This window comes from Marinomonas sp. A3A, from assembly GCF_018336955.1.
Classification (GTDB): Bacteria; Pseudomonadota; Gammaproteobacteria; order Pseudomonadales; family Marinomonadaceae; genus Marinomonas; species Marinomonas lutimaris.
Window position 1 is genome coordinate 4,277,668 of record NZ_CP025532.1, and the last position, 14,878, is coordinate 4,292,545.

The 14,878-nt window shown below is 44.1% G+C and carries 15 protein-coding genes; 3 read left to right on the forward strand and 12 right to left on the reverse strand.

What is annotated here, in order from left to right:
- Nucleotides 1-422: 422 nt before the first annotated feature.
- The 6 genes from ispH to murJ form a co-directional block, all read right to left on the reverse strand.
- Nucleotides 423-1,373: a 4-hydroxy-3-methylbut-2-enyl diphosphate reductase gene (gene ispH / locus CYL31_RS19985; RefSeq protein ID WP_212916883.1), complete on the reverse strand. Its 951-nt coding sequence runs from the start codon at nt 1,371-1,373 to the stop codon at nt 423-425.
- A complete protein-coding gene (locus CYL31_RS19990) occupies nt 1,370-1,801 on the reverse strand; it encodes an FKBP-type peptidyl-prolyl cis-trans isomerase (RefSeq protein ID WP_212916884.1) in 432 nt (143 codons plus the stop codon). The genes ispH and CYL31_RS19990 overlap by 4 nt, the downstream gene beginning before the upstream one ends.
- The gene (gene lspA, locus CYL31_RS19995; RefSeq protein WP_212916885.1) at nt 1,798-2,304 is read right to left on the reverse strand and encodes a signal peptidase II; all 507 of its coding nucleotides are present in this window, start codon (nt 2,302-2,304) and stop codon (nt 1,798-1,800) included. The genes CYL31_RS19990 and lspA overlap by 4 nt, the downstream gene beginning before the upstream one ends.
- The gene (ileS, locus tag CYL31_RS20000) at nt 2,304-5,126 is read right to left on the reverse strand and encodes an isoleucine--tRNA ligase (protein ID WP_212916886.1); all 2,823 of its coding nucleotides are present in this window, start codon (nt 5,124-5,126) and stop codon (nt 2,304-2,306) included. The genes lspA and ileS overlap by 1 nt, the downstream gene beginning before the upstream one ends.
- Nucleotides 5,127-5,158: 32 nt before the next feature.
- Entirely contained in the window at nt 5,159-6,088 is a 930-nt protein-coding gene (gene ribF, locus CYL31_RS20005) for a bifunctional riboflavin kinase/FAD synthetase (protein ID WP_212916887.1), read from the reverse strand.
- 136 nt (nt 6,089-6,224) lie between these two features.
- Nucleotides 6,225-7,793 carry a murein biosynthesis integral membrane protein MurJ gene (gene murJ / locus CYL31_RS20010; RefSeq protein ID WP_212916888.1) on the reverse strand — a complete coding sequence of 523 codons (1,569 nt, stop codon included), beginning with the start codon at nt 7,791-7,793 and terminating at the stop codon, nt 6,225-6,227.
- 230 nt (nt 7,794-8,023) lie between these two features.
- Here murJ and rpsT point away from each other — a divergent pair, with 230 nt between their 5' ends.
- Nucleotides 8,024-8,287, forward strand: coding sequence for a 30S ribosomal protein S20 (gene rpsT / locus CYL31_RS20015; protein ID WP_012071893.1), 264 nt, complete (start codon nt 8,024-8,026; stop codon nt 8,285-8,287).
- Nucleotides 8,288-8,404: 117 nt separating this feature from the next.
- Here rpsT and CYL31_RS20020 read toward each other — a convergent pair whose 3' ends face one another.
- From CYL31_RS20020 to rplU, 5 genes are all read right to left on the reverse strand, one after another.
- Nucleotides 8,405-8,767 (reverse strand): diacylglycerol kinase, encoded by a 363-nt coding sequence (locus CYL31_RS20020; protein ID WP_212916889.1) that lies wholly within the window; start codon nt 8,765-8,767, stop codon nt 8,405-8,407.
- A 14-nt stretch (nt 8,768-8,781) separates the two neighbouring features.
- Nucleotides 8,782-9,906: a glutamate 5-kinase gene (gene proB / locus CYL31_RS20025; RefSeq protein WP_212916890.1), complete on the reverse strand. Its 1,125-nt coding sequence runs from the start codon at nt 9,904-9,906 to the stop codon at nt 8,782-8,784.
- 26 nt (nt 9,907-9,932) lie between these two features.
- Nucleotides 9,933-11,123: an Obg family GTPase CgtA gene (gene cgtA, locus CYL31_RS20030; RefSeq protein WP_212916891.1), complete on the reverse strand. Its 1,191-nt coding sequence runs from the start codon at nt 11,121-11,123 to the stop codon at nt 9,933-9,935.
- A gap of 108 nt (nt 11,124-11,231) precedes the next feature.
- A complete protein-coding gene (rpmA, locus tag CYL31_RS20035; RefSeq protein ID WP_012071897.1) occupies nt 11,232-11,489 on the reverse strand; it encodes a 50S ribosomal protein L27 in 258 nt (85 codons plus the stop codon).
- Nucleotides 11,490-11,520: 31 nt separating this feature from the next.
- Nucleotides 11,521-11,829: a 50S ribosomal protein L21 gene (gene rplU / locus CYL31_RS20040; protein WP_072841799.1), complete on the reverse strand. Its 309-nt coding sequence runs from the start codon at nt 11,827-11,829 to the stop codon at nt 11,521-11,523.
- Between the two features lie 282 nt (nt 11,830-12,111).
- On the opposite strand from rplU, the gene ispB reads away from it, so the two are divergent.
- Entirely contained in the window at nt 12,112-13,092 is a 981-nt protein-coding gene (ispB, locus tag CYL31_RS20045; RefSeq protein ID WP_212916892.1) for an octaprenyl diphosphate synthase, read from the forward strand.
- Between the two features lie 72 nt (nt 13,093-13,164).
- On the opposite strand, the gene CYL31_RS20050 is transcribed toward ispB, so the two are convergent.
- Nucleotides 13,165-14,058 carry an alpha/beta fold hydrolase gene (locus tag CYL31_RS20050; protein ID WP_212916893.1) on the reverse strand — a complete coding sequence of 298 codons (894 nt, stop codon included), beginning with the start codon at nt 14,056-14,058 and terminating at the stop codon, nt 13,165-13,167.
- Nucleotides 14,059-14,357: 299 nt separating this feature from the next.
- Here CYL31_RS20050 and fabA point away from each other — a divergent pair, with 299 nt between their 5' ends.
- Nucleotides 14,358-14,873 (forward strand): bifunctional 3-hydroxydecanoyl-ACP dehydratase/trans-2-decenoyl-ACP isomerase, encoded by a 516-nt coding sequence (fabA, locus tag CYL31_RS20055; protein ID WP_212916894.1) that lies wholly within the window; start codon nt 14,358-14,360, stop codon nt 14,871-14,873.
- Nucleotides 14,874-14,878: the final 5 nt, after the last annotated feature.

Genomic DNA, 14,878 nt, shown 5'->3' on the forward strand with positions numbered 1-14,878 from the left:
GTTCAATCTGAGCCATGATCAAACTCTTCAGTTAAAAAGTTTGCTTACTCAAAATCTATTACACTAACAATAACTTAATCATTTCATCGTCTCTAAGAACAACAAAACAACATAAAGCGAATTGACGTGTTAGACGTTTCGCAAGACTTCAATTTTTTTGATCATCTCGAATAAGTTAAAAACCAATCCGGACAATCTTCTGAAGCCTCCAGCGAGCGCCCACACAAATTATCTGATTATCTATTTTAAAGAGCGTGCTAACTTGAATCACCAATTAGGTAAGAACCTAATCAGTTGAACTTGGTCTTCGTTGCTCTGAAGCCTTGTCCGTGTCAGCGAGGGCGTATATTAAGGATCTACAGATTTTGTGCAACCCTTTTTTTGAAGAAAATTTAAATTAATTTAAATTAATTTAAATTCGATCAAACTTCTACTATGCGTAATTCTTTAGGCATAGAGAAAGACACGTTCTCTTCTCTACCTTTTAACTCTTGAGGTGCACTACCACCCTCTTTAACAAGACGGTCAATCACCTCATTAACAAGCACTTCAGGCGCTGAAGCGCCAGCGGTTACGCCAATACTACGAATACCTTTCAACCAATCGCACTGAATCTCACTGGCATTGTCGATTAAATAGGCTTTTGCTCCCATTCTCTCTGCCAGCTCTCGAAGACGGTTTGAATTAGAGCTATTCACTGAACCAACAACAAGAACTAATTCAGATTCTTCTGCTAGCGTCTTCACCGCATCTTGTCGATTCTGTGTGGCATAGCAAATATCATCTTTCTTTGGCCCTGTAATGTTAGGGAAATATTGACGAAGTGCATCGATCACTACTGAAGTATCATCCATAGATAAAGTTGTTTGCGTAACAAACGCCAGTTTCTCAGGATTCTTAACTTGAAGCTTTTCTACATCAGCAGGACTCTCTACTAGATAGATAGCACCACCCTGACGATCATCGTATTGCCCCATGGTCCCTTCCACTTCGGGATGACCATCATGACCGATCAAAATACATTCCATTCCATCACGAGAATAACGCAACACCTCCAAATGGACTTTTGTCACTAGCGGACAAGTCGCATCAAACACTTTTAAGCCTCTATCTGTGGCTTCATCTCGAACTGCTTTTGAAACACCGTGTGCACTAAAGATAACAATGTTGTCATCTGGTACTTGATCAAGCTCATCAACAAAAACTGCACCACGAGACTTCAAAGACTCAACAACAAATTTATTATGCACCACTTCATGGCGAACATAGATTGGCGCTTCAAAAAGATCCAAGCATCGATTAACAATGTCTATAGCTCTATCAACACCAGCACAAAAGCCACGAGGGTTGGCAAGTTGAATTGCAAAACTCATGCGGCATCCTCAATAGCTATGATTTGCACCCGAAAAGTAAGCGATCGACTAGCAAGAGGGTGATTAAAATCGACAACCACTTCTTTTTCACCAATCTCAGCAATAACACCCGGCAATTCGTTTTTGCTCATATCAGCAAAAGAAACCACCATCCCTTCTTCTAAATCCATAGAGAACTGAGAACGAGGCATGCGCTGAATATTGCTTTCATTATGTACGCCAAAGGCTTTTTCTGGCGACATAGTGAAAGAAGCCTCTTGCCCAACAGACATACCTAATAAAGCAGTCTCGAAATCCGGCAATAAGCTCCCATCCCCAAACACGAAGCTAGCTGGAGACCGAGAAAAGTTAGAATCAACGATTTGACCGTCTTCAAGTGACAGCTCAAAGTGCAGAGTGACTCTGCTTGCCGCTGTAATTACGCTCATTCTTTTGTACCTTCCTGCTTTTTGGACACGAAACTTTCAAGCAACATTAAAATAACACCAATAGTAATAGCACTGTCAGCAAGGTTGAACGCAGGAAAATACCACGACTGCTGCCAATGAAATTGTAGAAAATCTACAACATGGCCATAAACCAATCGATCATAAAGATTACCAATCGCTCCACCCAACACAAAAGTCAGTGCCAATGATTCCAATCGGTTGCTTTCTGCGATCCTAACAAGACGCCAACTAATACCAACAACCACAGCCAATGCAATCAAAGAAAAAAACCAGCGCTGCCAGCCCCCAGCTTGAGCGAGGAAACTAAAAGCAGCCCCGGTGTTGTATCTCAGAGTCAGATCAAAAAACGGGAAAACAGCGATTTCTTGCCCATAAAATAAGTTAGACGCAACAACCTGTTTAGTCCCCCAATCCAAAATAAAAAGAATAAGAGCCAGCGCCCACCAGCGCTGAACTCGTTGCCACACAATTAAAGCTGTCATTAAGCGTAAAGGCGTTGTTCACCTTCCCCATCTGGCAAGTTAGAGATACAACGATCACACAATTCAGGGTGCGCTTCTCGTTTGCCCACTTCTTCACGATGGTGCCAGCAACGCACACATTTAGTGTATTTACTCAATTCTACATGCACTTTCAGACTATCAAGATCTGTCGCGACAGCGCCATCACCAGCTTCAGACAAAGGCAACACCTTAACGTCAGAGGCGATCAAGACGAAGCGCAATTCTTCACCAAGACGGTTCAATGTTGCTTGCAAAGCATCATCACAATAAAGCGTGATATTCGCGCTTAAACTCGCCTTCATTTTACCTTCGCTACGAGCGGCTTCTAAGACTTTGTTGGTCGCCACTTTAGCCTCAAGAACCTGCTTCCAGAATTCACGCCCCATAGGCTCTTCACCTGAAAGTTCTTCAAGGCCTTCATACCATGTTTCTAAGAAAACAGACTCACCACGCTCACCTGGCAATGTTTGCCAAATTTCATCAGCCGTAAAGCTCAAAATAGGCGCGATCCAACGAGAGAACGCTTCCATCACATGATAAAGCGCCGTTTGCGCAGAACGACGCGCCAGGCTGTCTTCTTGAGTTGTGTATTGGCGATCTTTGATGACATCCAAATAGAAACCACCCAAATCCACAGAACAAAAGTTCTGGATTTTCTGGTTAACAGTATGGAATTGATATTCGTTGTAAGCTGTATTCAATTCTTTTTGCAACAAGGCAGCACGATCCACAATCCAACGATCTAATGCAATCATATCGCTAGAAGGAACCATATCAGTCGCTGGATTAAAACCATTTAAGTTTGCCATCATGAAACGCGCAGTATTACGGATACGACGATAAGAATCCGCTACGCGCTTAAGAATTTCATCAGACACAGTCATTTCAGTAGTGTAATCGGTTGCCGCTACCCAAAGACGGATAATATCAGCACCCAAGGTATCCATAACTTTCTGTGGTGACAATACGTTACCCAAAGACTTAGACATCTTGCGGCCATCGCCATCAACGGTAAAACCATGAGTCAACACTTGCTTGTATGGCGGCACACCACGAATCGCGATAGACGTTTTCAATGAAGACTGGAACCAACCACGATGCTGATCTGAACCTTCTAGATACAAATCGGCAGGAAAGCTCAGCTCCTCACGCTGATCGATTACAGAATAATGAGTCACACCAGAGTCAAACCATACATCTAGCGTATCAGTTACCTTGCTGTATTTTTCAGCATCAGCACCCAATAACTCTTCTGCTTCCATTTCAAACCAAGCGTCGATACCTTCAACCTCGATGCGCTTAGCCACTTCTTCGATCAAACGTGGCGTTTCAGGATGAAGCTCTTGAGTCTCTTTGTTGATAAACAAAGTAATCGGCACACCCCAAGTACGCTGACGAGACACACACCAATCAGGGCTGTTATTTAACATCCCTTCCATACGGTTTTGTCCCCAACTTGGTACCCATTTCACACCTTCAACAGCATGCTTTGCAGAATCCAGCAAACCTTCTTTGGTCATACTGATAAACCACTGAGGCGTCGCACGGAAGATGAGCGGCGTTTTAGTACGCCAGCAATGTGGATAACTGTGGAAGATCTTCGACTCAAACACTAAAGCATTATTACGATTCAGCGCCTCAAGCACGGCATCGTCTACTTTATAAACATGCAAACCAGCAAACTCGCCTGCAGCATCAGAGTAAACACCATTATCTTGAACAAGATTAATAGTACCAATGCCATTTTCACGACCGACGTTAAAGTCATCTACGCCGTGATCAGGTGCAGTATGCACGCAGCCAGTACCCGCTTCCGTTGTTACATGCTCACCCAAGATGACAGGAATATCGCGCTCTAGGAACGGATGATCCAACACAGTACCTGCCAGTTCAGCACCAACGGCACGACCAACGATGTGGAAATCAGTTACGCCGTAGCGAGACATCACACTTGCAACCATGTCTTCAGCAACGATTAAACGCTCTTTGCCTAAGCCCATATCGACTTCAACTAGCGCATAGTTAAACTCTGGATGAACAGAGACCGCTTGGCTTGCTGGAAGCGTCCAAGGCGTAGTCGTCCAAATAACAACAGAAACCTTACCTTCACCCTCAACATCAGAGAATTTAGCAAGCAAAGCTGCTTCGTCTTGTGGCGCATAACGCACATCCAAAGACAAAGACGTTTTATCTTGATATTCAACTTCCGCTTCAGCCAACGCAGAACCACCAACAACACTCCAGTAAACTGGCTTAAAGCCTTTTACCAAATGACCGTTCTCAGCAATTTTACCTAAAGCACGAACAATGTTCGCTTCAGTTTGGAAATTCATGGTCAGATAAGGATTTGCCCAATCACCCATCACACCCAAACGAATAAAGTCTTTTTTCTGTTCTTCAATTTGCGTATAAGCGTATTCACGGCACTTCGCACGAAACTCCTTATAAGAAACTTTCGTTCCGGCCTTACCTATAAGCTGCTCAACTTTGTGCTCGATTGGCAAGCCGTGACAATCCCAACCTGGAATATAAGGCGCATCAAAGCCACTAACGGTTTTAGACTTAACAATAATATCTTTGAGGATTTTGTTAACCGCGTGACCAATGTGAATACTGCCATTTGCGTACGGAGGGCCATCATGAAGAATAAAAGATTTACGGCCTTTACTTACATCACGTACTTTCTGGTATAGGTCCATATCCTGCCAACGCTTAAGCATTGCAGGTTCACGTTTTGCCAAATCTCCACGCATTGGGAAGTCAGTATCTGGCAAATTCAGTGTCGGTTTATAATCACTCATGGTTTATCGATTCATCCTCAAAGATCATCTTTTCACTGATTAGCAAAAAAGCGTAATGCTTCTTCTTTATCACATTGAATTTGTTTTTCCAGCGCATCTAAGCTGGCCATTTTTCGCTCTGCCCTAATAAAATGACAGAAAGTAACCTGCACATATTTGTCATACAGATCACCATTAAAATCTAGCAAGTGCACTTCCAGTATCGGCGTCTTCCCTTGAACAGTAGGACGCACACCAATATTCGCAACACCGTTATGGGATATGCCATCAACCATAAAGGTCACAGCATACACACCAGACAACGCAGACTTAATACCTTTCAGGTGCACATTAGCCGTTGGGAAACCCAGTTTTCGACCAAGTTGCTGCCCATGTATCACACGACCACTCAAAGTAACCGAGTGCCCCATGTTCATCTGTGCGGCCGCAATATCACCACGCTCTAGAGCATCCCTAACCAGAGTACTACTCACTCGCTCATTCAAAGCATTTAACACTGACGGTGTGTTTTCAACATCAAAACCATGCAGACCACCAAACTCTTGCAGATAATAAAAATCACCTTGTCGATCACAGCCAAAGCGAAAATCATCACCCACTACTAAATGCTTTACAGACAAGCCATCCAGCAAAAACTGCTGACAAAATGCCTGCGCATCTAACTGTTGAAGTTTAGGATTGAACGGCATGCAAAGAACATAATCGATACCCTGCCCTTCCAACAACTTCACTTTATCCCGCAGACGACCAATACGACCTGGGGCCGTATCAGGAGCAAAGAACTCTCTCGGCTGAGGCTCAAAGATCATAATAGCTGCAGGTGAATTGTATTCTTTAGCCAAGGCTTTGACGCGTGCCAATATAGCACCGTGCCCTAAATGAACACCGTCAAAATTCCCTATCGTCAGCACGCATTCTTTATGCTTTGAACGGATATTATGAATACCGCGAATTAACTCCATAGAACCCCGTACAAAACAATTAAATCCAGCGTCGAAAAAATATCATGGATTATATAGCAGTTAACCAGATGAAGGTAGGCCAGAACTTGAACAAGCTGTGCAAACCTATAATCAAAGCAAAAACGCTTCGATACACCTAATGCTTTAAAATGGAAGGACGCAAACCTGCCGCCACAGCAACAAGAACGTACACCAGCACACCACAAACGACAACCATCAAGGTACAGCCTATCCGATACAAGTCTTCCATTTGCGTCCACTGCCAGCCTTGCTGAAGAAACAAGTACAAACATCCACCAAGCGCCAACGTAGCACTCAACAATATACGCAGCAAACGCCCCCATTGAGCAGAAAATACGTGATATTGTTTTTTATACAGACCACGCCATAACAAAAAAGCATTCAAACCTGCAGACAAACTTGTTGCCAACGCCAATCCCACATGCCCCAACGGCCAAACCAAAATCAAATTCAGCACCATATTCGATATCATCGCAATGATACCGATACGCACAGGCGTTCTCGTATCCTGCCTCGCATAATACCCCGGCGCCAGCACCTTAATCAGCATCATAAACACCAACCCTAGCGAGTAAGCCTGCAGACTCTGAGCAGCCATATGAACATCATTCACAGTTAACTCACCTCGATAAAAAATCGTCGCAATCAAAGGCTCAGCCAACATAAATAACGCAAGAGAAGACGGAATCGCAATCAGCAGTAATATTCGCAACGCCCAATCAAGCGTTTCAGAAAACTTCGACGCTTCACCACCAGAAAAACTACGAGACAAAGAAGGTAAAATAACCGTACTGATGGCAATAGCAAAAATACCTAACGGCAATTCGTACAAGCGATCCGACAAGTACAACCAAGTGATACTGCCCGTTTGCAGAAAAGAAGCTAGCACTGTATCAAGAAGCAAATTAATTTGGCCGACAGACACACCAAACAATGCCGGCCCCATCAAAAGCAAAATTCGCTTCACACCTGGATGACGAAAACCCAACGTCGGCATCGGTAGCAATCGCAACCTCGCCAAAAACGGCACTTGAAACATCAACTGAATCAGCCCCGCAAAGAACACTCCCCAAGCAACAGCGGTTTCGGCCTGGGCCGCAGTGCGAGCAAAAAACACCGTCGCAACAATAAGAGAGATGTTCAGAAAAATCGGCGTAATAGCCGGAACGGCATATTCACCATGCGCGTTTAAAATACCGCCTGCCAATGCCGTTAATGAAATAAATAACAGATATGGAAAAGTAATGACTAACAGCTCAGAAGCCAATTTAGTCTGACTATCATCCGTAGCAAAACCAGGTGCAAATACATACACCACCCAAGGAGCACACACCATGAAAAGCACAGTAATACACAACAAGATCAAAGCCAGCGATCCTGACACAGCAGAGATAAGTGCTCGAACCTCGTCCTTGCCTTCTTTTACTCGGTAGTCACTCAATACTGGGACAAAAGCTTGAGCAAACGCCCCTTCGGCAAATAATCGACGAAAAAAGTTAGGAATTTTAAAAGCAACATAAAATGCATCTGCGCTGCCACTTGCGCCTAATACATACGCCAAAGCAGCATCTCTTACCAAGCCAAGAATACGAGAAAAGAAAGTACAAATGGAAACCAAGACACCAGAACGCAACAAAGACAAAGACTTAGGCACTTTATCAAGGGCGGATTTTTTTTCAGACATAAAATTTTACGACATAGACAATAGATAGATGGACAAAGAATAACACCAGCTACTACCTGAGCGCAGCCAAATATATAAGCTCATTTGACTAATTTTTGTATAATAGGGTTGTGACCGCGCTAAAAACTGGTAAAATCCGCCGCGAGATTTCAAAGTTAATACTTGACATTAATTTCATGACACAGCAGAGTGCTGGGTCATTACTTATTCCAATTTAAAGGAGCCAGACCGTGGCAAATTCCGCCGGTTCAAAAAAACGCGCGCGCCAAGCAGTAAAAAGCCGCGCTCACAATGGTAGCCTTCGTTCAATGGTTCGCACATACTTGAAAAAAGTAGATGCGGCTATCGAAGCAGGCAATCAAGCTGACGCACAAGCAGCTTACGTTCTAGCAACTTCTAAGCTAGACAAAGCCGCTGACAAAGGCCTATATCACAAAAACAAAGCAGCTCGTCATAAGAGCCGCTTGAGTGCTAAAATCAAAGCACTGGCCTAATACCTATAAAAAAACCGGCAAATGCCGGTTTTTTTATGTCTTTAATTTATGCTTTCAAAATCCCAGACCTTTCAACCTGAACAATACCATCCAAAAGCACTATCTAATTAAGCCGCATCAGCCAAATAAAACCACCAGCCAAACCACTGCAGCCAAAAGCAACGCCAACATAACGGCCGCCGAACCTAAATCTTTCGCGCGACCAGACAGCTCATGATGCTCACTACTAATTCGATCAACTACTGCCTCAACACTTGAATTCAACGTCTCAACAATCAACACCAAGCCTACAGAAAAAATCAGCACCGCACGCTCAAGACCCGTATCACCAAGCCAGATAGCAAAAGGCAAAGAAATCAAAAACAGAACAGCCTCTTGACGAAAGGCAGCCTCATGCCGCCATTGAGCTCGCAAACCTTGATAGGAATATTTCGAAGCACTCAATACGCGATCTAGACCTACTTTACCTGGCTTTGCCATGACACCACTACCTCTTAAATAATAACCAAATCATCGCGATGAATTAACTCCGGCTCACCCTTGTAACCCAGAATCGCTCCAATATTAGACGAAGGCTGACCAAGCAGCTTCAATGTTTCAGCCACACTGTAGTTCACTAAGCCACGGGCGACCAGACCACCTTGCAAATCGACACAAATGACCATGTCTCCACGCGAAAAAGTACCCTGTGCATCTTTCACTCCGACAGCCAAAAGACTCGTGCCTGCTTTTCGCAACGCCTTTACGGCGCCATCATCTAAAATTAAGGCTCCACGACTCTTCAAATGCCCTGCTAACCACTGCTTACGCGCCGCCACTCTTCCGTGCTCCGGCTGCAACCAAGTTCCTAACATTTCGCCTGACGCAATACGAACAATCACATTCTCTTCGCGACCTGAAGCTATCAAGGTATCCGCACCAGAACGCGCAGCCAAAAGCGCCGCTCGCACTTTCGTTAACATTCCACCACTACCAAGCACACCTGCACCACCGCTCGCCATAGACTCAAGACGATCGTCCGATGCTGAAATATGAGAGATTAGTGTTGCATCTTTATGGTCACGTGGATTTTTATCGAACAACCCCTGCTGATCCGTAAGAATAATTAATAAATCCGCCTCAATAAGATTAGCAACCAAAGCGCCCAGCGTATCATTATCGCCAAAACGAATTTCGTCGGTTACAACCGTATCATTCTCGTTAATTATAGGTACAACACCAAAACCAAGCAGAGTTCGCAGCGAAGATCGAGCATTCAAATAGCGTCGACGATTAGACAAATCATCATGGGTAAGCAAAATTTGCGCTGTACATAAACCATGCCTCTCAAAGTGAGACTCATAGACCCCAACCAACTCCATCTGCCCAACTGCCGCAGCCGCTTGCAGCTCATTCACTTGAGTGGGGCGAGAAGAAAAACCAAGACGCTTCATTCCAGCCGCAATAGAACCAGAAGACACTAAAACGACCTCCTTCCCTTGCGCTCTTAACTCAGCAATTTGAGCAACCCAAAGACCAATTCGGGCAACATCTAACCCCTGACCATCGTTTGTCAATAACGCGCTGCCAATCTTAACAACGACACGCTGCGCCTTAGCTATTTTCTCTCGCATTTCCATGATACTACTTATTCTCACCTATCAGATTAGCTAACGTATTCCACTTCAACATCGTAATCATCTTCATCAAAATCGTCGTCATCCACCAACAGACCAGCTTTACGACGTTTTTCACGCAACGACATAATACGGTTACGACCTTCTTCATCAATCAAGGTACGCATTGCTTTTTCTTTCTCGCGGGCCTCTGGGCTTTCTAACAGCAACTCACGTTTTTCATCAAGCGCCGTCATCAGGTCTAAACACAACACCTCTGTGCCTTCACCTGATATCGCAGAAATACGGTAAGCCTTACCTTCCCAACCAAGTGCGTCAATAACGCTCTGACAACGCTCTTCCAGCTCATCTTCTGGCACCATATCGGTTTTATTCAAAACCAACCAACGGTCACGCTCAGCCAAAGCAGGGCTAAACTGATGCAACTCATTTACCGCAATAACTGCCGCTTCAGCTGGGGTGATTTCATCCCAAGGCGCCAAATCAACGATGTGCAACAAAATACGGTTACGCACCAAGTGCTTCAAGAAACGAATACCCAGACCAGCACCTTCAGATGCACCTTCGATAATTCCAGGAATATCGGCAATTACAAAGCTTTGGTGCTTCTTAACTTTTACCACACCAAGGTTCGGCACCAAGGTTGTAAAAGGATAATCAGCCACTTTTGGCTTAGCAGAAGAAACAGCACGAATAAACGTCGATTTACCTGCATTAGGAAGACCAAGCAAACCCACATCCGCCAAGACTTTCATCTCTAGCTTCAATGTACGCTCTTCACCTACGGTACCTTTCGTCGTCTGTCTTGGCGCACGGTTGGTACTTGATTTAAATCGAGTATTCCCCAACCCATGATGACCACCTTGAGCCACCTTTAACTTCTGACCATCACGAACCAGATCCCCAAGCGTTTCGCCGGTATCATCATCAATAACAGTTGTACCAACTGGCACTTTGATTTCAAGATCTGGTCCTTTCGAGCCAGTCATGTCTCGACCTTGGCCACCTTCACCACTTTCAGCGATATACTTTTTCGTAAAACGAAAATCGATCAAGGTATTTAGCGCTTCATCAGCCACCAGCACAACGCTGCCGCCATTACCGCCATCACCGCCATCAGGGCCACCTTTAGCGACAAATTTTTCACGCCAAAAACTCAACGCTCCATTTCCACCTTTACCCGCTCTTACGTAGATACTGGCTTCATCAACAAATTTCACAATAACACCTCTTCGGTGGATTATCAGAATCAACAGAATCTGATTATAGAATTCTTCCAAAAAAAAAGCCCCGCGTCGCGGAGCTTTTTTTAAGTTTTTAGTAAGCGATTAAGCAGCTACGACAGAAACTGTACGACGCTTCAACTTACCTTTCACTTCAAACTTCACTTGGCCTTCAACAACAGCGAACAAAGTGTGATCTTTACCAATTTGAACACCAACACCAGGATGGAACTGAGTACCACGCTGACGTACAAGGATGTTACCTGGGATCACAACTTGACCACCAAAACGTTTGACACCTAATCGTTTCGACTCGGAATCGCGACCGTTACGAGTACTACCACCCGCCTTTTTATGAGCCATGACTTACTCCTTAAATTTGAATAGTTAGCGCTTAGTTAATACCAGTTATTTTCACTTCCGTGAACCACTGACGATGACCCATACGCTTCATAGAATGCTTACGACGACGGAATTTCAAAATTTTCACTTTGTCTCCGCGACCATGAGCAACAACTTCAGCTGTTACTTTAGCGCCTTCTACAACTGGTGCACCAACTTTAACGTCGTCGCCGTTGCATACAAGAAGAACGTCATCGAATTGAATCGAACCGCCTTCTTCAACAGCTAATTTCTCAACCTTAAGGGTTTGGCCTTCTTCTACACGGTATTGCTTACCGCCAGTTTTGATCACTGCAAACATGTTCTTCTCCAATGAGATTTACCCGGCTACTGAAATTGAATTTGACCTACTTCTAGTGGCAATAAGTTTCTGACCGAATAGGACAAAAATCACTAACCATATGATAGGGAGCAAAATGTGGGTAAATCGGACGCGAGATTGTACAAAATCACACCACCCAATACAAGCGAAAAGCAATGTCTTTATACATTTTTCATATTTTGGGTTGACCCTGACACAAGCCTTACCTAGCATGAGGCACACTTGCTGATCAGCTTGGGACTATTTAGCTTCGGAAATTGCATGCAACCTATACAAATACACGACGTTGTGGCCAATGAATTTGGCCAAGTGAATGACTATATTGTGTCACAACTTAGTAGTGACATCCCTCTAATCGAGCAAATCGGCTACTACATCATAAGTAATGGTGGAAAGCGACTGCGGCCTCTTTTGGTTTTATTAGCGGCTAAAGCGAGCGCTGAACTAGATAAGCCAAAACTAGATCAAGCCATTCAAATGGCGACTATCATAGAGTTCATCCATACATCGACGCTGTTACATGACGATGTTGTTGATGAGTCCGACATGCGCCGCGGCAAAAAAACAGCCAATGAAGAATGGGGCAATGCACCAAGCGTTCTAGTTGGTGACTTCCTTTACTCTCGCGCCTTCCAAATAATGGTGGATGTTGGCAGCATGCAATGCATGAGCATTCTAGCTAAAACAACCAATATCATTGCCGAAGGCGAAGTTCAGCAGCTTATTAACTGCGGCGACCCAGATACAACTGAAGAAAGCTATTTGAAAGTCATCCAATACAAAACCGCAAAACTGTTTGAGGGTGCAGCCCTTTGTGGTGCTGTTATAGCAGGTGCAAGTACAGAATACCAAGAAGCGCTAAGACATTTTGGCATGTACGTCGGAACAGCATTTCAGCTAATTGATGATGTGATGGATTACACCAGTACAGCTGAAGAAATGGGCAAAAGTGTTGGTGACGACCTTGCTGAAGGCAAACCCACCTTACCGCTTATTTTCACTATGAAACATGGTTCTCAAGACGCCGTAGAGCGAGTCAGGCAAGCTATCTTAACCGGTGGACTTGAGCAGCTAGAGACTATTATAAATGATGTGCAACACTGCGGAGCCATTGAGTACACGCAACAAAAAGCGCAAGAACAAGCAGACCTAGCAATAAAAGCCATTGAACCATTACCAGAGTCTGATTATAAAGCAGCACTTATCGCACTAGCCAACGCATCAGTAAAGCGTCGTAACTAGTTACTAAGTCAGCAAAATAAAACCGCCAAACATAGCAAACTATGTTTGGCGGTTTTTATCTCAACTTCCATCCTAGTCTTTCCTCAACACATCCAAGACCGCTTGAGCTGCCATCGTCGAATGTTGCTGCATAAAACAATGACCTCCATCGACCTCAATTACCTGAATATTCGAGTTCAGCTTTGCAGCCAGCCGGTAGGCCTCTTTGAAATAGTCGAAAGTATCTTTGCCTTGGATAATGTAAGTAGGAACAGAAATGTTAGAAATCGCGCGCCAGAGCCTCTTGGGATAACTTGAAAATATCGCCGCCTCCATCCAAGACGGGCAACCTAATTGATAGCGACCTTTTTCATCATGTTTAATAGAAAACTCGATATAGTCATCTAAGCAAGCAGATTCCCACCCCTTAAAAGTCCCTCTTTCAAAAAAACTACTTTTTACTTGAGCTAGGCTATCCCATTGGGTACGGCGACGGCGAGCCTGTTTGACCAAAGGGATTTGGCTTTTCAACCCTGTCAAATTTACTCCCCGCATCATCCAAATTAAACGCGGCGGAAACAGTGCAGGATCCAATAAAACAAGACGATCAAAAAGCGCCGGTTCTTGCTCACTCATTAATGCCGTCATACAACCACCAAAGCTGTGGCCAACACCAATCAACTCAGTTTTCGGCAGTACTGACCGTTGTGCATTCAACGAATCAACAAAGCGAGAAGCCGTGACATTCCAGCCCACAAAACGTTTCCCTGCCGTTGATTCACCATGGCCAGCCGCATCTTGCATAATCAAATTGTAGCCTTCAAGCTTTTCTAAAAAGCACAAATAAGTCTTTACCGAAAAGCCATTACCATGAAGAAAATGAATCGTAGACTGGCTATCCTCTACTCGCCCTAAGTATCCTTGAATATGACCGTCGTTAACTTGATGCTGCCAAACAGCTAGATTTTCACTTCTTTTCGGACTCATAAAGGCACTCAAAACAACCAAGACATAACTAAAAGAAATATATTAACAGAAAAAATAACACTGAACGGTATTAACAAATCAGCTTAAAAAGCCCTTATTGTAGCCACCAGAACCTCTAATCCCTTAAAACAACGTAAAGATGATCACTTTTCATGCAGGTAATTTGGTTTTTTTCCGTTCAAACATTCATATTAGGGTTTCAAACCGATATAATCAGCTGGATTTTCTACTGCAAACTGGACCACGACAATCCACCGGACTATTTTAAGTCATCGGCTGGATGTGGATATAGGACTATAATGACTAGAGCTTCATCTTTTGAAAAAGACGAACTATTAAAATGCGGCCACGGTGAAATGTTTGGTGCAGGCAATGCCCAGCTTCCTGTCGGCAATATGCTAATGATGGATCGCATTACTCACATCTCGACTGAAGGCGGGGAACATGGCAAAGGCGAAATTATTGCTGAGCTAGACATACATCCTGACCTGTGGTTTTTCGAGTGTCACTTTCCTGGCGATCCAGTTATGCCTGGCTGCCTAGGCTTAGACGCAATGTGGCAGCTAGTAGGATTCTTTCTAGGCTGGAAAGGAAACAAAGGACGCGGACGCGCGCTTGGTTCTGGTGAAGTAAAATTCACTGGGCAAATTCTCCCTACAGCAAAAAAAGTTACCTTCCACATTAACTTTAAGCGCGTTATCGAGCGCAAGCTAGTAATGGGCATTGCAGACGGAAGCGTTAAAGTTGATGGTCGTGAAATTTATACCGCAAAAGATTTGCGCGTAGGCTTATTCACTTCAACTGAAAACTTCTAAAGATT